At 60.8% G+C, this 19,172-nt stretch carries 16 protein-coding genes; 12 read left to right on the forward strand and 4 right to left on the reverse strand.

All coding sequences use genetic code 11. The features are described from left to right. Positions 1–256 precede the first annotated feature (256 nt). The 7 genes from GDJ93_RS01705 (at position 257) to larD (ending at position 10,047) form a co-directional block, all read left to right on the forward strand. Positions 257–1,240 carry a DMT family transporter gene (locus GDJ93_RS01705; protein ID WP_152067520.1) on the forward strand — a complete coding sequence of 328 codons (984 nt, stop codon included), beginning with the start codon at positions 257–259 and terminating at the stop codon, positions 1,238–1,240. A gap of 116 nt (positions 1,241–1,356) precedes the next feature. Next, the gene (locus tag GDJ93_RS01710) at positions 1,357–2,652 is read left to right on the forward strand and encodes a M20 family metallopeptidase (protein WP_152067521.1); all 1,296 of its coding nucleotides are present in this window, start codon (positions 1,357–1,359) and stop codon (positions 2,650–2,652) included. Positions 2,653–2,703: 51 nt separating this feature from the next. Then, entirely contained in the window at positions 2,704–2,886 is a 183-nt protein-coding gene (locus GDJ93_RS01715; protein WP_193221410.1) for a hypothetical protein, read from the forward strand. Between the two features lie 304 nt (positions 2,887–3,190). Next, the gene (hisS, locus tag GDJ93_RS01720) at positions 3,191–4,504 is read left to right on the forward strand and encodes a histidine--tRNA ligase (protein WP_152067522.1); all 1,314 of its coding nucleotides are present in this window, start codon (positions 3,191–3,193) and stop codon (positions 4,502–4,504) included. 258 nt (positions 4,505–4,762) lie between these two features. Next, a complete protein-coding gene (locus GDJ93_RS01725; protein WP_370739701.1) occupies positions 4,763–7,576 on the forward strand; it encodes a phosphoenolpyruvate carboxylase in 2,814 nt (937 codons plus the stop codon). A gap of 412 nt (positions 7,577–7,988) precedes the next feature. Continuing rightward, positions 7,989–9,266 carry a nickel-dependent lactate racemase gene (larA, locus tag GDJ93_RS01730; RefSeq protein ID WP_193221411.1) on the forward strand — a complete coding sequence of 426 codons (1,278 nt, stop codon included), beginning with the start codon at positions 7,989–7,991 and terminating at the stop codon, positions 9,264–9,266. 49 nt (positions 9,267–9,315) lie between these two features. Further along, on the forward strand, positions 9,316–10,047 hold the full coding sequence (gene larD, locus GDJ93_RS01735; RefSeq protein WP_152067525.1) for a D/L-lactic acid transporter LarD: 732 nt from the start codon (positions 9,316–9,318) through the stop codon (positions 10,045–10,047). 308 nt (positions 10,048–10,355) lie between these two features. Here larD and GDJ93_RS01740 read toward each other — a convergent pair whose 3' ends face one another. The 4 genes from GDJ93_RS01740 to serB form a co-directional block, all read right to left on the reverse strand. Beyond that, positions 10,356–10,895 (reverse strand): TetR/AcrR family transcriptional regulator, encoded by a 540-nt coding sequence (locus GDJ93_RS01740; protein WP_152067526.1) that lies wholly within the window; start codon positions 10,893–10,895, stop codon positions 10,356–10,358. Between the two features lie 2 nt (positions 10,896–10,897). Further along, positions 10,898–11,833: a nickel pincer cofactor biosynthesis protein LarC gene (larC, locus tag GDJ93_RS01745; RefSeq protein WP_152067527.1), complete on the reverse strand. Its 936-nt coding sequence runs from the start codon at positions 11,831–11,833 to the stop codon at positions 10,898–10,900. A gap of 10 nt (positions 11,834–11,843) precedes the next feature. Then, positions 11,844–12,626, reverse strand: a complete 783-nt coding sequence (gene larB, locus GDJ93_RS01750) for a nickel pincer cofactor biosynthesis protein LarB (RefSeq protein ID WP_152067528.1) — start codon at positions 12,624–12,626, stop codon at positions 11,844–11,846. A gap of 114 nt (positions 12,627–12,740) precedes the next feature. Then, complete coding sequence (gene serB / locus GDJ93_RS01755; RefSeq protein WP_152067529.1) at positions 12,741–13,376, reverse strand: phosphoserine phosphatase SerB; 636 nt, start codon at positions 13,374–13,376, stop codon at positions 12,741–12,743. 256 nt (positions 13,377–13,632) lie between these two features. Here serB and aspS point away from each other — a divergent pair, with 256 nt between their 5' ends. From aspS to feoB, 5 genes are all read left to right on the forward strand, one after another. Continuing rightward, entirely contained in the window at positions 13,633–15,420 is a 1,788-nt protein-coding gene (gene aspS / locus GDJ93_RS01760) for an aspartate--tRNA ligase (protein ID WP_152067530.1), read from the forward strand. 143 nt (positions 15,421–15,563) lie between these two features. Then, a complete protein-coding gene (locus tag GDJ93_RS01765) occupies positions 15,564–15,812 on the forward strand; it encodes an HPr family phosphocarrier protein (RefSeq protein ID WP_158556992.1) in 249 nt (82 codons plus the stop codon). A 232-nt stretch (positions 15,813–16,044) separates the two neighbouring features. Then, positions 16,045–16,287 (forward strand): FeoA family protein, encoded by a 243-nt coding sequence (locus tag GDJ93_RS01770; protein ID WP_022094360.1) that lies wholly within the window; start codon positions 16,045–16,047, stop codon positions 16,285–16,287. 40 nt (positions 16,288–16,327) lie between these two features. Further along, complete coding sequence (locus tag GDJ93_RS01775; protein ID WP_006234774.1) at positions 16,328–16,549, forward strand: FeoA family protein; 222 nt, start codon at positions 16,328–16,330, stop codon at positions 16,547–16,549. Positions 16,550–16,672: 123 nt separating this feature from the next. Next, complete coding sequence (gene feoB / locus GDJ93_RS01780) at positions 16,673–19,000, forward strand: ferrous iron transporter B (RefSeq protein ID WP_152067532.1); 2,328 nt, start codon at positions 16,673–16,675, stop codon at positions 18,998–19,000. Positions 19,001–19,172 lie beyond the last annotated feature (172 nt).

The following is a 19,172-nucleotide window of genomic DNA, read 5'->3' on the forward strand; positions in this document are numbered from 1 at the left end:
TGACCTTCTGGTCGCGCCCTTGAAATTGAACGTCAGATTGGCGTGAATGCGGCTCGCGCAGCGTCGGCCGGTCCGCCGTTCGGTAGAACGGCGGAACAAAACGCTTTAGTGGGCTGGATTGCGTGGGCTGCTTGGTTGTTGCTACAGTAGCGGGGCGTGCCGGGGGTCCGGTGCGCCCTGCTTTTATTTGACCATGAGGCGGCACGCAGCCATGCGCGTGCGGACACCACGCCCAGATTGAGCGCGAGGATGCCCTATGGCCCAGCATGCCACTGACAATATCGAAATGATGCCCGATAGCCCTGTTGCTCGCGAGGACCTGGGCGCGGGCGGCACCTCCCGCGGCGCCGGCGCTCGCTCGCCGCTGTTCTGGAAAGTCCTGCTGCTTTCGGTGGCAGTCGTCTGGGGCTACTCCTTTACGACCATGAAGGACGCGCTCGACACCATTCCGGTGTTCGAACTGCTCTACGTGCGCTTTCTGCCTGCGGCGTTGGTCATGTTTTTCATCTTCCACAAGCGCATCATCGCGCACCTCAACGCCCGCAACCTTATCGTCGGACTTGGCATGGGCGCACTTATGTGGGCCGCCTACGCCCTGCAGACAGTCGGTCTGGCGCACACCACGGCGGGCAAGAATGCTTTTTTGACGGGCACGTATTGCATCGTTGTGCCGTTCGCGAGCTATTTTCTGAGCGGCGAAAAACTCACCCGCTATAACCTGGGCGCGGCGCTGCTGTGCTTGGCGGGCATTGGCTTGGTGGCGCTCGATAGCGTTGAATTCAACATCGGTGATGTCATTACGCTGGCGGGTGCGGTCTTTTTCGCCATCCAGATGGCGGTGACTGCCAAGTACGGTCGCAAAATGGACATCAACGTCATCACGTTTTGGATGTTTGTGGGCAACGGCGTGCTGAGCCTGGCAACGTCGCTGCTATTCGAGACCCAAGCGCCTCTGTCCGTGTGGACGCCGAGCTTTATCAGCGCGATGGCGTTTCTCTCGGTTGGTTGCACATGCGCGGCTCTGCTCATCCAAAACGTCGGCCTGGCGCATGTCTCGGCCTCGACGGGCTCACTGCTCCTTTCGATGGAGTCGCCTTCGGGCGTGCTGTTCTCGGTGCTGCTGATGGGGGAGGCGCTCACCTCGCGCCTGCTCGCCGGCTTCGTGCTTATCTTCCTGTCGATTATCTTGAGCGAGACTCACTTCGATTTTTTGCGCAAAAAGCCGCGCCCGCAATTGTAAACAACTTGTTGCGCCGCCCTCCTGGGGCGGCATTTTTTATGCGTCACCCTTAAAGTAATACCTTGCACTTTACGCTATCAAAGTGCTTGCTGCAAAAACGTTACTGGGGGGCATCTATGGCACCAGCACTGTCCGATCTTCAACCGCAATCAGCGCCCAAGGCCACCGCGGCGGCGCAGGCCGCTATCGGTGACGGTCTTGTTGCAGAAGCTCAGGCTTTTGCAGACGAGCTCGCTGCGTGGCGACACGATCTACACCAGATGCCCGAGCTGGGTAATAGCCTCCCGCAGACCTCTGCGTATATTCAAGCGCGCCTGACCGAGATGGATATCCCATTTGCCACGCTCGTCGATGGTTCCTGTGTTGTGGGCCTTGTCGGCGCCGGTGCCGCCGCGGCCCAGGGCAATGGCGTCTGCACGGACGAACAGGCCGGTACGGTCGTTATGCTGCGTGGCGACATGGATGCCCTGCCCGTTGCCGAAGAGTCAGGCGAGCCTTTCGCCTCTACGAACGGCTGCATGCACGCATGCGGACACGATATGCACGCGACGGCGCTGCTTGGTGCGGCGCGCCTGCTCAAGGCCCGCGAGTCCGAGCTTGTCGACGCCAACGCCACGGTTAAGTTGCTGTTCCAGCCGGGCGAGGAAACCTTTGAGGGTGCCCGCGCCGCCATCGCCGACGGCTTGCTCGAGGACCCGCGTCCTCAGGCGGCTTTTGCCATGCATGTCAATAGCCAGTCGCCGCTTGGCCTGGTGCTCTACGGCAGCCCGGCGCTCTCGGGCGTGTACGGTTTTCGCATCACGCTTCAGGGCAAGGGTGGCCATGGCTCGAGCCCCGAGATCTGCATCGACCCCATCGCGGCCGGCGTCCATGTGCACCTGGCGCTCCAGGAGCTTATCGCCCGCGAGGTGCCGGCGGCCAAGGAAGTCGCACTTACCGTTGGTAAGTTTGCTGGCGGCTTGGCGGCCAACGTCATCCCCGACACCTGCGTGCTCGAGGGAACGCTGCGCGGCTTCGATGTTGAGCTCATGGAGCACCTCAAGACCCGCATCGCGGAGGTCGTTAACGGCGTTGCCACAACATATCGTACGCCGGCGACCATCGAGACGCTTTCGGATGTTCCGCCGCTTGCACTCGACAGCGATATGACTCAGGCGTCGCTTGGCTACGTGGGCGCAGTGCTGCCCAAGTCGGCTTTCTTGCCGCTTTTCCATACCATGGCGAGTGAGGACTTCGCGCTTATCTCGAGCGAGATTCCGAGTGCGTACTTTACCGTGGGCGCGGCCGTAACCGACACGGACGAACACTTTGCCCAGCACCATCCCAAGGCACGTTTTAACGATGCCGAGCTGCCGCTCGGTGCTGCGGCTTATACCGCCGTCGCTTTGGGCTATATCGCCGACCACCGGTAGCATCCAACCTTGCCTTTCAAGCCTGCGGGCATGGCCGTAAGGCCTATGCCCTTGTCTTTCAAGGCAATCTTGGGCACCGTGGGCGCCATCGTCTCGGGCGTGCTGTTCGATGCCACGGGCTCCTTTGCGAGCACCTGGATCGTGTGCTTGGCGTGCTCCGTGGTCATGCTCGTGTTCCTGCTGGTATCCGAGCCCATCGCCGCCAAGCTGCGCGCGAGCGTGGCGGGGGAGTAGGCGTCCGTCGCTCTTTTCTGTTCGTCCCGTTCTGTCCGTGGCCGCCTTGGAAGCCGAATGGATGCTCGTACCATCATTCGGTTTCCAAGGCGGCCACGGGCCTACGAAATGATCCCTATTCCTCCGTCCCCAAGGGATCACGTGATCCGAAGGGGACGGAGGAAAAGGGATCACAAACAGCGGCGGCGCGTCTGGCCGAACGAGTCCCCATACCCTCGTTCGGTCAGACGCGCCGCCGCTGTTTGTGTTTGTGCCGTATAATGACCGTTACCTATGACGCGATACAAAAGAAAGGTGTTTGCCCATGCAGGCACAGAAGGCGGAGGGAACCCGCGACCTTATCGGCGCCGAGATGCGCGCCTGGCAAAAGATGCAGCAGATTGCGGCCGGCGTGTTCGAGCCGTTTGGTTTTAAACCCATCGAGACGCCCGCAATCGAGCAGGTGGACGTGTTTGTCCACGGTATCGGCCAGTCGACCGACGTCGTGCGCAAGGAAATGTTCCGCGTGTTCAGCGGTGCCAACCTGGAGCGCGTCTTTACCGAGGGCACCGACACCAAACTCAAGCCCAAGCAGCGCCTGGCACTTCGCCCCGAGGGCACGGCCGGCGTGGTGCGCGCCGTCGTCGAGAACAATCTGGTGCCCCAGGGCTCCACGCCGTTTAAGGCTTACTACGCCGAGGCCATGTTCCGCGGCGAGCGTCCCCAGAAGGGTCGTCTGCGTCAGTTCCACCAGGTGGGCATCGAGTGGCTCGGTGCTCCCGATCCGGCGGCAGACGCCGAGTGCATCATTATGCTCATGGAGTTCTACAAGCGCCTGGGCTTCGATCTTTCCAAGCTTCGTCTGCTCATTAACTCGATGGGCGATGCCCAGTGCCGTCCGGCCTATCGCGAGCAGGTCAAGCAGTTCATTCTCGATCACGCCGACGAGATGTGCGACGAGTGCCGCGAGCGCGCCGAACTTAACCCGCTGCGCGCCTTCGACTGCAAGAACGACCACTGCCGCGAGATCATGGCCGAGGCCCCGCTGATGGGCGACAACCTGTGCGACGAGTGCCGCGAGCACTACGAGCAGGTCAAGCGTTATCTGGATGCCGCCGGCATCGAGTATGTCGAGGATCCCACCTTGGTGCGCGGCCTGGACTACTACACCCGCACCGTTTTTGAGGTCGAGGCCCCCGGCGCCGGTGTCGGCTCCATCGGTGGCGGCGGTCGCTACGACGGCCTGGTCGAGCTCGAGGGTGGCAAGCCTACGGCCGGCGTCGGCTTTGCTGTCGGCTTTGAGCGCGCCCTGCTGGCCCTGCAGGCTTTTGGCAGTGACCTGGGCGCCGATGAGACCCCGTGTGTCTACGTCGCCAACGCCGGCAAGGAGTTGCGCCAGAACGTTTTTGCCATTACGCAGGAGCTTCGCGCTGCAGGTATCGTGACCGAGGCCGACTACCAGGGTCGTTCGCTCAAGGCTCAGTTTAAGCAGGCCGACAAGGTGGGCGCTAAGCTCATCCTAGTCCTGGGCGGCGACGAGCTCGCCGCCGGCAAGGTCAAGGTACGCGACATGCAGAGCCATGACGAGGTCCTCGTCGATCTGGCCAACGTGGTCGAGGCGGTTCGCGAGCGCCTGTAGCGCATGATTTTTGAGCTGTGGACTCACTAAAAAGTTCAGCTCATTGCGGGCGATTGTTACGGGGGTGTTTCGCTTTTATGCGGAATGCCCCCGTTTACGTATGCCGCCCACCGAGAAATACGACCATTTAGGGCAAAAACCTTTGCAATGCAGAAAATACTTTTGTGTGGTAAAGCGCAATCAGTGTCGAAAGTATTTCTCAAGCGCCTATAATGAATACCGCATGTTACGTGCATAGAAGGAGGAATGGGAGGAAACGTGGCTGAGAACCTAAGCAACCAGTCTGTACCCGAAGCCGCGGCGCGCGTCGCTGCCGTGGTCAACCGCCTCGTTAACCGAATCGGCTCGAATGCCGAGTCCAGGGAGCGTCTCGCCGAGATCGAGATCCCCGAGGAGCTGCGCGACAATCTGGCGCTGTTCTTGCGCCTGGAGCGCCGTGTGCTTAGCGAGTATGATCCCGAGATCGCGGACCTGTTCGACAAGATTTTGACAGCCGAGATTGTGGTCAATGCCGGCAACCCCGGTACCTGCGCTGCCGACGAAGCCGTTGACGAGCAGGGCGTGCCCACCGCCGACGAGCCCACTGCCGTGGCATTTCGTGAGGTCGTCGATTTGATCGACAGCCTGCCGCTCGATAAGCAGCAGGTCATTGTCCGCGCCTTTACGAGCTTTTTCCATCTGGCAAACTTGTCGGAGGAGAACTACCGTGTGGCGCAGCTGCGCGAGCGCGAGGCCGGTGCGTCGACCGATACCGAGGTCGATCCTGCCAACGAGCTTACCGTTGCCTATCACCAGCTGGTGAATGAGCTGGGTGTCGAGGGTGCCAACGAGCTGCTCGACAAGCTCGAGTTCCACCCTGTCTTTACCGCACATCCCACCGAGGCCCGTCGTAAGGCCGTCGAGGGCAAGATCCGCCGTATCTCCAACCTGCTGGAGGAGCGTCCGCGTCTGGGCGGCTCCGACCTGGTGGAGAACGAGCGCCATATGCTGCAGGAGATCGACGCCCTGGTGCGTACGAGCCCCATCGCGCTCAAGAAGCCCACGCCGGTCGAGGAAGCCGATACCATCATCGACATCTTCGATAACACGCTGTTCGACGTTATCCCCGTTATCTATCGTCGTTTTGACGATTGGGTGCTGGGCGACAAGGCCGGTACTGTGCCGCCGCTGTGCCCGGCGTTCTTCCATCCCGGCAGCTGGATCGGTTCCGACCGCGACGGTAACCCCAACGTCACCGCCAAGGTGAGCCGTGAGGTCGCCGCCAAGTACTTTACGCACATGGTGCTCAAGCTCGAGGACAAGTGCCGCCACATCGGCCGCAACCTCACGCTCGAGGCTACCTACAGCAAGCCGTCGGCCGAGCTCATTAACCTGTGGAACCATCAGGTCGAGATGAGCCCTCGGTACACGGCCCGCGCCGAGCTGATCTCCGAGCACGAGCCGCATCGCGCCGTCATGCTCGTCATGGCCGACCGCCTGAACGCCACCGTCCGTCGTATCACCGACACCATGTACCACAGCGCCGATGAGTTCCTGGAGGACTTGCGCGTCGTCCAGCGTTCGCTGGCTGCCTGCGGTGCCGTCCGTGCTGCCTACGGCCCGGTCCAAACCATCATCTGGCAGGTCGAGTCCTTCGGCTTCCATATGGTCGAGATGGAGTTCCGTCAGCACTCCGTGGTGCATGCCCGCGCCCTCAAGGATATCCACGAGAACGGTATCCATGGCGACCTGCAGCCCATGACGCGCGAGGTCATCGATACCTTCCGCGCCATCGGTTCCATCCAAAAGCGCTACGGCAAGAAGATGGCGCACCGCTACATCATCTCGTTCACCAAGAGCGCCCAGCATGTGGCCGACGTCTTTGAGCTTGCCCACCTGTCCTTTGCACACGAGGAGGATGTCCCCGAGCTCGACGTGATCCCGCTGTTCGAGCAGCTCGAGGACCTCGAGGGCTGCGTTGACGTGCTCGACCAGATGCTCACGCTGCCCGTGGTGCAAAAGCGCCTTGCCCAGACCAACCGTCGCATGGAGGTCATGCTGGGCTACTCCGACTCCTCCAAGGACGCCGGTCCTACCACGGCCATGCTCGCGCTGCACTCCGCACAGGAGCGCATTGCCAAGTGGGCCGAGAAGAACGATATCGATCTGGTGCTCATGCACGGTCGCGGCGGTGCCGTGGGCCGTGGCGGCGGCCCGGCCAACAAGGCCGTGCTGGCGCAGCCCAAGGGTTCGGTCAACTGCTTCTTTAAGCTCACCGAGCAGGGCGAGGTCATCTTTGCCCGTTACGGCAACCGCACGCTGGCTCAGCGCCATGTTGAGTCCGTTGCCGCTGCAACGCTTTTGCAGTCGGCCCCGAGTGTCGAGAAGACCAACACCGAGACCACGCAGAAGTTCTGGGATATGGCCGAGAAGCTCAACGCCGCAAGCCACGAGCGCTATCTGGACCTGCTGAACACCGAGGACTTTACACCGTGGTTCTCGACCGTGACGCCGCTGACCGAGGTCGGCTTGCTGCCGATCGGCTCGCGTCCCGCCAAGCGCGGCCTGGGCGCCAAGTCGCTCGACGACCTGCGTACCATTCCGTGGATCTTCAGCTGGAGCCAGGCGCGCATCAATCTGGCCGCTTGGTACGGCCTGGGCACCGCCTGCGAGCAGTTTGGCGATCTGGACCAGCTTAAGGCTGCCTACCAGGAGTGGCCGTTCTTCCGCACCTTTATCGACAACATCGAGATGTCGATCGCCAAGACCGACCAGCGCATCGCCAAGATGTATCTGCACCTGGGCGACCGCGATGACCTGTCCAAGAAGGTCTTTACCGAGATGCAGCTCACCCGTAAGTGGGTCCTTGCCATCGTCGGTGACGAGTGGCCGCTGCAGCGTCGCCGCGTGCTCGGCTGCGCTGTCCGCGTGCGCAACCCCTACGTCGACGCCCTGTCCATCGCCCAGGTCCGCGCCCTTCGCGAGGTGCGTATGAACCAGGACGAGATGGCCGAGGAGAAGAAGGCCGAGTACATGAGCCTGATCCTTTCGACTGTGACCGGTGTCTCGGCAGGACTGCAGAACACGGGGTAATCGATAGCCCTGTGGCTCTCACCGGGGCCCGATGGGTTTCCCTCTGAATGCGTCCTCGCACTTGAAGCCCCCTTATCCTGCTCCTTCGGAGCTGCGGATAAGGGGGCTTCGTGCTGCGGAATGCATTCAGAGGGAAACCCATCGGGCCCCTTCGTCCTCGGTCTTCAGGTATTAAAGCTGATGATAATAAAGCGCGCCTCGCGTCTTATCGATTGGGATTGAGATGCATGTGGCGCTTCTCGCCTTACGACTGTAGCTGCCGCGGTTCCGTTTGGGATCGCGGCCGTTTTGTTGTGGGTCAAATATGAACGTTGTGTTAATGACTCGGTGTACGGTGGAGTTTTTCGGTGAGCGGCGTATCCTTCCAACGGTTTATCTAGTGTGTCAGTTGAAAGGAAGAGGGCGCTCGTCATTGTTTGAATGTGAACTGCCGTTTGACCACAAGACGTTGCATCTGGAGCTTGAGGATAAGAACTTCGCGGGTGTGATGGAAGGTCATCAAAACGAGTTTAAGACCACGAAATCGCAGGAAGAGCTGGTAGAGGAGTCGCTTGCCAACCCTTATGGCTCGCCTTCGCTCGAGGAGCTTTGTGCTGGCAAGAAGGATATCGTCATTATTAGCTCCGACCATACGCGCCCCGTTCCCTCGCGTGTGACGATGCCTATTCTGCTGCATCACATCCACTCCGCTGCGCCTGAGGCGCGCGTTCGCATTCTGGTTGCTACGGGTATGCATCGTCCGTCGACGCACGAGGAGCTCGTCAACAAGTATGGCGAGGAGATCGTTGCCAACGAGGAAATCGTTATGCACGTCGCGACTGACGACAGCATGATGAAAAAGATCGGCACCCTGCCTTCTGGCGGCGAGTGCATCATCAACAAGATTGCCGCCGATTGCGATCTGCTGCTTGCCGAGGGCTTTATTGAGCCGCACTTCTTTGCCGGTTTCTCCGGCAGCCGCAAGTCCGTGCTGCCCGGCATCGCCAGCTACAAGACCATCATGTACAACCACAACGGTCAGTTTGTGAATGATTCCCACTCGCGTGCCGGCAACCTGTGCCACAACCACGTGAGCGAGGACATGTTTGCCGCTGCCGAGATGGCTCACCTTGCCTTTGTGCTTAACGTGGTGCTCAACGGCAAGCACGAGGTCATTGGCTCCTTTGCCGGCGATATCCACAAGGCGCACGAGGCTGGCTGCGAGTTCGTGAAGAGCCTTGCCGGTGTTGAGCCCGTCGAGTGCGAGATTGCCATCACCACCAACGGCGGTTACCCGCTCGACCAGAACATCTATCAGGCCGTGAAGGGCATGTGCGCTGCCGAGGCCACGCTTCCCGAGGGCGGCGTGATCATTGATGTCGCCGGTTGTGCCGACGGTCACGGCGGCGAGGGCTTCTATCACAACATCGCCGACAACGAGCCGGCGGAGTTTGAGCGCGCCTGCATCGACCGTCCTAAGGACGAGACCCTGCCCGATCAGTGGACGAGCCAGATCTTTGCCCGCATCCTGGCGCATCACCCTGTGATCATGGTCACCGACCTGTGCGATCACCAGATGCTCAAGGATATGCACATGACGCCGGTCAACACTATCGAGGAGGCGCTCAAGCTCGCCTTTGAGATGAAGGGTGCCGATGCCAAGGTGGCCGTCATTCCCGATGGCCTGGGCGTTGTCGTCGCGCAGCACTAGTGCGCGGCCTAAACGAATCGTTTATAACCGACAAGAAAGATAAGGTTTTATGCTTACCAAACTCCTCTGTGAATTCGGCGCAACGGCCCTCATGATCATCTTTGGCGTGGGCGTGCACTGCGATACCGTGCTCAAGGGCACCAAGTATCAGGGCTCCGGCCATATGTTTGCCATCACCACTTGGTCTTTTGGCATCTCGGTCTGCCTGTTTGTCTTTGGCGGCGCCGTGTGCATGAACCCGGCTATGGTGCTTGCCCAGTGCATCGTCGGCCTGGTGCCGTGGAGCAGCTGCATCCCCTTCATGATTGCCGATATGCTCGGCGGCTTTGTGGGCGCCGTAATCGCTTGGCTTATGTATGCCGATGAGTTTAAGGCTTCCGAAGGCGTCGTCGACCCCATTGCCCAGCGCAATATCTTCTCGACCAACCCCACCACCGAGGGCACGAACTATGCTCGTAACTTCTTCTGCGAGGCTATCTGCACCTTTGTGTTCATCAGCGCCATCCTTGCTGCCGCTAGCCGCGCTGGCGAGAACGTTCTGATGCTCGCCATCTGCGTCGGTCTGATCGTTTGGGCTGTTGGCATGGGCATGGGCGGCATCACCGGCTTCGCCATGAACCAGGCTCGTGACCTTGGTCCTCGCATGGCCTATCAGGTGCTGCCGATTAAGAACAAGGCTGACAACAACTGGAAGTACGGCCTGCTCGTTCCTGGCATCGCTCCGTTTGTCGGTGCCGCTCTGGCCGCGCTGTTTGTGCACGGTTTCTTGGGCATGTTCTAGTCTGAGGCTACATAGTTGTCCGCTGGCCGCATGGGGTAACTTCCCAGCGCGTCTTCGGACATGCAAAAAGGCTCGCTGCGCACTTCGTGCGGCGAGCCTTTTTGCGTCCTGCGGAATGCGCTGGGAAGTTACCCCATGCGGCCAGCTGCGGGGTCTTTGCTGCACCCGAGCAAGCAACCCAACATATAAATCTGAATTTGGATTTGGATGGGAGGGGCTTGTTGCTGTTGAGGGCGGTGAAGCGCGAGTGACACTTTGGGATGCGTGGCGCCCTGGGTTGGGGCGATGCTTTGGGATGATGTTCTTACTTAGTTGAAGAGGGGTTTTATGGCTGATAAGTAGTCTTTGGCTACGTCGGCTTTGTCTGCTTGGAAGTTGTGCCAGGCCCACCATTGGACGGTGGCTACGAAGCTTGAGGCTATGTGGTGTAGTAAGAAACTGCGGTCCATGGTGCCAGCGGGGCCTGTGGAGTCGGCGGGGACGGTTTCGGCTGCTCGTGACATGATGGTCTTGCGTAAGCAGTCGGCGAAGACGCGGGAGCCGGCGCCGGCTACGAGGGCTCGAACGCCCTGGCGGCGCTCCCAGAGGTTGTTGAGGATATGCTCGACCTGCACGAGTGGGTCGTCGAGCGGTGTGCCATCGTCGTCGAGGGCGTGGGTGCAGATGTCGCTCACGAGCTCGGACAGTAGGTCGTCTTTGCTCTTAAAGAGGCCGTAGAATGTCGCGCGGCCTACGTGAGCGCGCGCGATGATGTCGCCGACGGTAATCTTGCCGTAGTCCACTTCGCGTAGCAGCTCGGAGAACGCCGCAACGATGGCAGCGCGGCTTTTTTCTTTGCGGGCATCCATGGCTATGCATCCACGTGAACGAGCAGACAACGGAGCGTGCCGGAGCAACCCTCGTAGGGGCGCTTACCGGCGCCGTAGCCGACGGCCTCGATGCGGTAGCGGGCCGGTAGGTGCTCGGACGTGCGCAGTGCGGCGACGATGGCGGCGCCCGTGGGCGTCACGAGCTCGCCGGCGACCGGTGCGGGCGTGAGGGCGATATTGCCTGCTTGGCATAGGTTGACGACGGCGGGCACCGGGATGGGCATAAGGCCGTGGGCACAGTGGATGGTGCCGTGACCCTCGGAGAGCGACTCGACGACAATGTCCTCGATACCCAGGTCATCGAGACAGATGGCGACCGAGCAGATGTCGACGATGGAGTCGATGGCGCCTACCTCGTGGAACATGACGGTCTCGGGCGTTTTGCCGTGGGCCTTGGCCTCGGCGGCGGCGAGCGCGGTAAAGATGGCGAGCGCGCGGCGCTTGGCGCCATCGCTTAACTGCGAGCCATCGATGATGGCGGTGACATCCGCCAAAGAACGGTGGTGATGGTGGTGGGTGTGGTGATGATCTTCGTGCTCATGGGCGTGGCCCTCATGGTCGTGCTCATGGCAGTGCTCGTGTTCGTGCCCGCCATGATCATGATGGTGATGCTCATGCTCATGCCCGTGCTCATGTTCGTGCGTGTGCTCGGCAGTTGCTTCGTTGCCGTAGAGCCAGGCCATATCGTGATCGTGGTTCTCAAGCTCCTCTGCAAGCTGGACGTCGAAATCGCAGGCGTCGATGCCATGCTTGTTTGCACGCGTGACGGCGATCGTAAAGCCGTCGACCGGCAGTGTGGCGAGCTGTTCGCGCAGGTGCTCCTCGCTGGCGCCCAGGTCGAGCAGGGCCGCGACGGTCATGTCGCCGCTGATGCCCGAGGTGCCGTCGATGATAAGCGTGTGCTGATGGTTGGACATGGAATGCTCCTTAACGGGCGCGGGGCGCGCCGGCGCTCAGATGATTGATAAGACTTGCCTGGTAGGCGGCGCCGAAGCCGTTGTCGATATTGACGACCGATACGCCGCTGGCACAGGAGTTGAGCATGGCGAGCAGCGCGGCTACGCCACCAAAGCTCGCGCCGTAGCCCACGCTGGTGGGAACGGCAATGACCGGACAGCTCACCAGGCCGCCGATAACGCTCGCCAGGGCGCCTTCCATGCCGGCGATGGCGATGACCACCTGCGCCTGGGCAAGTTCCTCGGCATGAGCGAGCAGGCGGTGCAGGCCGGCGACACCCACGTCGTAGAGGCGGTCGACCTCGTTGCCGTAGAACTCGGCCGTCAGTGCCGCCTCTTCGGCGACGGGCAGGTCGCTCGTGCCGGCGCAGGCGACGACAACGCGTCCGTTACCGGTGGGGGAGGGCTTGCCACCCACCAGGGCGAGCTGGGCGTTCGGGGCATATCCCAGGTCGATGCCGTTGCCGAGAAGCTCCGAGGTACGGGCTGCTTTTTCGCTGTCCAGGCGCGTGACCAGGATGCGCTCCTGACCGGCATCGCGCAGCGCTTCGATAATGGCGGCAATTTGCTCGGCGGTTTTACCGGCGCCGTAGACAACCTCGCCGGCTCCCTGACGCACCCCGCGCGAAAGATCGAGCTGCGCAAAACCCAGATCGGCGGTTGGCGCCGTCTGGAGGCGCGTGAGGGCGACTGCCGGGGTGACTACTCCGTCGGCAACATCGCTCAGCAATTGCTCAAGATCTCGCTTATCCATATATGTTCCCTTCGACGGCGCAAAGTCTAGCACTCAAAGGGTATGTTTCCGAACACTAAGACAAAATTGTTCGGAAACTATAGGACAGACTGATTCTATTGTTAGAAGGATCGACTAGTCGCGCAGGATGATATCCATGGCGAGTATCAGGTTGCGCTCGTCGATGGCAAACGGGGCGGCTTCGCGCGTCTTGGGCTTGGCGCAAAACGCGATGCCCGTGCCCGCGGCCTGAATCATGGGGATGTCGTTGGCGCCGTCGCCGATCGCGACGGTGTGGGCCATGTCGACACCGCACTCAACTGCCCAATCTAGCAGCTGAATGAGCTTGGATTCCTTGGTCACAATGTCTGCCGCCAGCTTACCCGTGAGCTTGCCGTCCACGACTTCCAGACGGTTGGCCAGGCAAAAATCGATGCCCGCGGCGGCCACGATCTTGTCGGCGACCTCGTGGAAGCCGCCGCTCACCACGCCGACCTTCCAGCCCTTGCTGTGCGCCGAGCGCACAAGCTCCAGCGCGCCGGGAGTAAACGTCACGCGCTCAAAGGTGCGCTCGAACACGCTCTCATCCAAGCCGGCAAGCAGCCCCACGCGCTCCTCGAGCGCCTGCTTAAAGTCAAGCTCGCCGCGCATGGCGCGTTCGGTGATCTGTGCAACTTGCTCTCCCACGCCGGCTTCCTCGCCCAACAGGTCGATGACTTCCTGGTTGATGAGCGTGGAGTCGATATCCATAACGATGAGGCGTGCAGTCATGGCGGGCCTTTCCGAGTGCAGTTGTATTGGGGCACATTGTCGCACGCGGCGCGCCTGGGCGACGGCCAGGCCGCGTCAATTGTTTCGTCTCCGTCAAGTCTTTGGGCAAGAGTTACTTTTTCGCGGTACATCGACACAGGTGCGATAAGATAGAACGCCATGTCCGGCTGCGCGGTTTACGCAGGCTGGGCAAATCTGTACGACGCCGCCCGGAACGACACGGGGCGGCACAGATCCATAAAGGAGGATCACTGGTATGAGCCAGACCCGTCCCATCGATGAGCATTCCATGCACACCCGTACCTGCGGCGAGCTTCGCTTCGAGAACGTGGGCGAAGAGGTCACCCTCACCGGTTGGGTGAGCCGTCGCCGCGACCACGGCGGCCTTATCTTCTGCGACCTTCGCGACCGCGAGGGCATTACGCAGCTCACCTTCGACCCCGAGCACTCCGATGGCGATGCCTTTAAGATCGCCGAGACCATGCGTCCCGAGTGGCCCATCAAGATTCACGGCGTCGTGCGCGCCCGTGGCGAGGAGACCACCAACACCAAGCTCGCGACCGGCGAGATCGAGGTCCTGACCGACCACGCCGAGGTGCTCAACACGTCCGTCACCCCGCCGTTCCAGATCGAGGACGGCATCGAGACCAGCGAGGACACTCGCCTGCGCTATCGCTATCTGGACCTCCGCCGTCCCGAGATGATGGCCAACCTCAAGCTGCGCTCCGACTTCACCTTTGCCATTCGCGAGGCGCTGCACAACCGTGAGTTCATGGAGGTCGAGACGCCCTCCCTGTTCAAGTCTACGCCCGAGGGCGCCCGCGACTTCATCGTCCCCAGCCGCATCCAGCCGGGCAACTTCTACGCCCTGCCGCAGTCCCCGCAGCTTCTGAAGCAGCTGCTCATGGTCGGTGGCGTCGAGCGCTACTACCAGGTTGCCAAGTGCTTCCGCGACGAGGACCTGCGCGCCGACCGTCAGCCCGAGTTCACCCAGGTCGATATCGAGATGTCCTTCGTGGACCAGAACGATGTCATGAGCGCGCTCGAGGAGGTTCTTGCCGATGCCTTCGGCCGCATGGGTGTCGAGATGCCCACGCCGCTGCGTCGCATGAACTACTGGGAGGCCATGGATACCTATGGCTCCGACAAGCCCGATACCCGCTATGGCATGCACCTGGTCGACCTGACCGACATCTTTGCCAACTCCAAGTTCAAGGTCTTTGCGACTGCCGCAAACGAGGAGGGTTCTGTCGTCAAGGCCATTAACGCCAAGGGCGCCGGTGCCTGGGCACGTGCCAAGATCGATAAGCTCGCCGGCGTGGCCTCCACGTTTGGCGCCAAGGGCCTGGCTTGGATTGCCTTCCGCGAGGACGGCTCCATCAACAGCCCCATCGTCAAGTTCTTCTCGGACGAGGAGATGGCCGCTCTGCGCGAGCGCATGGACGTCGAGCCCGGCGACCTTGTGATGTTTGCCGCCGGCCCGCGCCTGCTCTCTGACGAGATCTTGGGCGGCATGCGTTCCCACATGGCCAACGCGCTCGAGATCAAGCGCGAGGGCCACGACTTCCTGTGGGTCGTCAACTTCCCGCTGTTCCACTGGGATGAGGACCGCAAGGCCTATGCAGCCGAGCACCAGCCCTTCACCCTGCCGACCGAGACCGACATCGCCAAGATCGAGGCCGATCCGCTGGCAGCCGGTTCGTGCACCTATGACTTTGTCATGGACGGCTTTGAGGCTGGTGGCGGCGGTATGCGTATCCACAACGCCGAGATGCAGATGTCCATGCTCAAGCTCCTGGGCTTTACCGAGGAGCGTGCCGATTCTCAGTTTGGCTTCCTCATGGAGGCTCTCAAGTTTGGTGCACCCCCGATGGGCGGTTTCGCTTTGGGCCTGGACCGCGTGTGCATGCTGCTCACCGGTTCCGACTCCATCCGCGACGTCATGGCGTTCCCCAAGACGGCCAGCGGCTCCGACCTTATGTCGGGTGCTCCGAGTGCCGTTAGCGGCGCCCAGCTCAAGGACGTCAGCCTGCGCCTGATGTAGGCGAACGGCTACATATCGCCCGCAACGAGGGAAGGACGCGTGCCTTCCCTCGTTTTTTATGGGACGGGGGTGCGCCGGTAACGTACAATAACTACCACGTGGCTGGGTTTGCCGGCCGAATGTGCGATGCCGCGGGAGGGGACATGGTCGAGTTTACAAAGACGATTAAAGATCCGTTGGGATTACATGCCCGCCCGGTTGCGCTGCTCTATGACATCATTGCCAAGCATCGTAGCGACGTGTCAGTCAGTATCGGCGATCGCCACACGGATGGCCGCGACGTTATAGGGCTCATGGCACTCTGCGGCGAATGTGGCGAAGACGTCGTGTTCCGCGTTTCGGGCGTGGATGAGGCCTCCTGCGTCACGTCGATCAGAAACCTCTCGCTTTAACCTCAACAATGCGACAAAGGGGCAGTCCCCTCTGTTGCATAAATTGGTATCAATAGGCACTGCAAAGAGATGGTCTTTGCGGTGCCTTTGTTTCGTATAGGAAACTTTTTCGAAATCTGAATGGGGACCCTTTCCAAAAAGTTAACCACGTGTTAGTTTACTAAAGCGAACATAGGCGTGGTTAACTTTTACCGCGTCGATGTTGAGGACGAACTGACGTTAGGAGCCACTCATGTCTTGCGGACCGCAGATGCCGGCAATGCCGCTTTCGATGGTAAAAGCGGGCGAAACCGTGCGCGTGTCTCGTGTAAAGGGCAATGAGGATATGAAGCACCACCTCAAGGACCTCGGCTTTGTCGAGGGCAACGAAATCCACGTGGTGAGCTCGAGTGGCGCCAATATCATCGTCACAGTGCTGGGCGCACGCTTTGGTATCGATTCCAAGGTTGCCATGCACATCATGACCGTCGGTTAGTCGACGGTATTTCTGTACGCACTGAAAGGGGGACAAGTAAATGAAGACGTTGGGTGACGTTAAGGTGGGCGAGAGCTCCACCATCGTCAAGCTTCACGGTGAGGGTGCGCTTCGCCGCCACCTTATGGACCTGGGGCTCATCAAGGGCACTTCGTTCAAGGTCGTGAAGGTTGCACCGCTCGGTGATCCGGTCGAGATCAACGTGCGCGGCTACGAGCTTTCCATCCGCAAGGAGGAGGCCGCCGTCGTCGAGGTTCAGTAAGGACTCGCGGCGCATATTTCTGCAGATGAAGTTAGGTTTCTCTAACTTAATGCAGCATCTTTGAAGCACATTATCCAGCTTGCGCGGAGAAAGCAGCGCAGGCACACAAGGAAGAAGGATTGAATGGCGGATTCTCAGATCCATGTCGCGCTGGCGGGTAACCCCAACTGCGGCAAGACCACGCTTTTCAACCTGATCACCGGCGCCAACGGCTACGTTGGCAACTGGCCCGGCGTCACGGTTGAGAAAAAGGAGGCCAAGCTCCTAAGCGACAAGAACGTTACCATCACGGACCTCCCCGGCATCTACTCGCTTTCCCCCTACAGCCCCGAGGAGCAATGCTCGCGCGATTACCTCATGAGCGGCGAGCCCGATGTGGTCGTCCAGGTTGTCGACGCCACTAACCTCGAGCGCAACCTGTACCTGGCGCTTCAGGTTATCGAGACCGGCCTGCCCGTGGTCGTTGCCCTCAACATGGCCGACTTGGTCGAGAAGAACGGCGACAAGATCGACACGGACAAGCTCTCCAAGAAGCTCGGCTGCCCGGTCATGATGATCTCGGCTCTTAAGAACAAGGGCATCAAGGAGCTCTTCGAGCAGGTTAAGAAGTCCGCTGCTTCCAAGGGCCAGGTACCGGAGCACAAGTTCGACTCCTCCATCGAGGACGTTCTGACGCACATCGAGAACAACCTGCCGGCGAGCGTTCCCGCTAACAAGCGTCGCTATTACGCCGTCAAGCTGTTCGAGCGTGATGCAGACGCCTGCAAGCTCATCAACCTCACCAAGGAGAAGGCCGCTCGCGTGGAGGAGCTGGTCGCTCAGTGCGAGCAGGACTGCGACGATGACGCTGAGTCCATCATCACCGGCGAGCGCTACGGCGTCATCGCGCACATCATCGACGAGTGCCTCACCAAGGCCCCGGCCAAGATGAGCACCTCCGAGAAGATCGACCGCGTGGTTACCAACCGTATTCTGGGCCTGCCGATCTTTGTCGTCATCATGTTCTGCGTGTACTACATCGCCGTTTCCACTCTGGGCGGCACGGTGACCGACTTCACCAACGACCAGCTCTTCGGTACCGACGGTTGGTATGTGCTCGGCCAGGGCCGCGACGCCTACGATGAGGCTGTCGAGGCCGCGGGTGACGACGCCGACTCGGTCGACCCGGCGCAGTATGGCCCGTATGTTCCGGGTATTACCACCATGGTCCACGACGCCCTTGTGGCGGGTGGCACCGAGGACGGTGGCCTGGTCGATTCGCTGGTCTGCGACGGCATCGTCGGCGGTCTGGGCGCCATCTTCGGCTTTGTGCCGCAGATGTTCCTGCTGTTCGTCATGCTGTCCTTCCTGGAGGACTGCGGCTACATGGCTCGCGTCGCCTTCATCATGGACCGCGTGTTCCGCCGCTTTGGCCTGTCCGGTAAGTCCTTCATCCCCATGCTCGTGTCCTCGGGCTGCGGCGTCCCCGGCGTCATGGCCACCAAGACCATCGAGAACGAGAAGGACCGTCGCATGACGGTCATGACCACCACGTTCATCCCCTGCGGCGCCAAGCTGCCGATCATCGCCCTGCTCATGGGTTCCATCATCGGCGACTCTTCCACCACCGCCGCGTGGATCAGCCCGCTCTTTTACTTCCTGGGCGTCTTTGCCGTCATCGCTTCGGGCCTGATGCTCAAGAAGACCAAGCTCTTCGCCGGCCGCCCGACGCCGTTCGTTATGGAGCTTCCTGCCTACCACTTCCCGGCAATCCGCTCTTGGGCGCTGCACGTGTGGGAGCGCTGCTGGGCCTTTATCAAGAAGGCTGGTACGGTCATCTTTGCGTCCACTGTCGTGGTTTGGTTCCTGTCCAACTTTGGTAGCTACAACGGTTCCTTTGGCTTCCTGCCTGCGATGGACGGCATCCCCGAGGAGTTCATGGACTACTCCGTGCTTGCCATGCTCGGCAACCTGGTCGCTTGGATCTTCGCCCCGCTCGGCTTTAGCACCTGGCAGGCAACCGCGCTGACTGTCTCTGGCCTTGTCGCTAAGGAGAACGTCGTCGCCACCGCCGGATCGCTGCTGTCCGTCGCCGACGCGGGCGAGACCGACCCGAGCCTGTGGACCGCGTTTGCCGGCATGTTCCCCACCATGGGCGCTTGCGTTGCCTTTGGCGCGTTCAACCTGCTGTGCGCTCCGTGCTTTGCCGCCATTGGCACCATCCGCAACCAGATGGACTCCGGCAAGTGGACCGCTATTGCCATCGGCTACGAGTGCGCTTTCGCTTGGGTCATCGGCCTGTTCATCAACCAGTTCTATAACCTGCTTGTCCTTGGGCAGTTTGGTATCTGGACGGTTGTGGCTATCGTGCTGCTGGTCGCGATACTCTTCCAGATTTTCCGTCCCATGCCCAAGCACGCTTGGACCGACGAGGACGAGACCAACACTGCTTCCGCCGCAGTTTCCGCTTAAGTCCGAATAAGGATTAACCCCTTTCCGAAAGCCCGGGTGTCCCAGTGAACTGCCTCCCATTTCTTGGACATGAGAAATGGGAGGCTTTCTTTATGCGCGTTGATTTGAGGGTGAAGCATGATGTCGAGGCCAGGAAGGCGGCCATAGGGCTCTTCGAGCTCGGGCACGGGTA

Origin of the sequence: Collinsella aerofaciens, assembly GCF_902501475.1 — a bacterium.
Classification (GTDB): domain Bacteria; phylum Actinomycetota; class Coriobacteriia; order Coriobacteriales; family Coriobacteriaceae; genus Collinsella; species Collinsella aerofaciens_AL.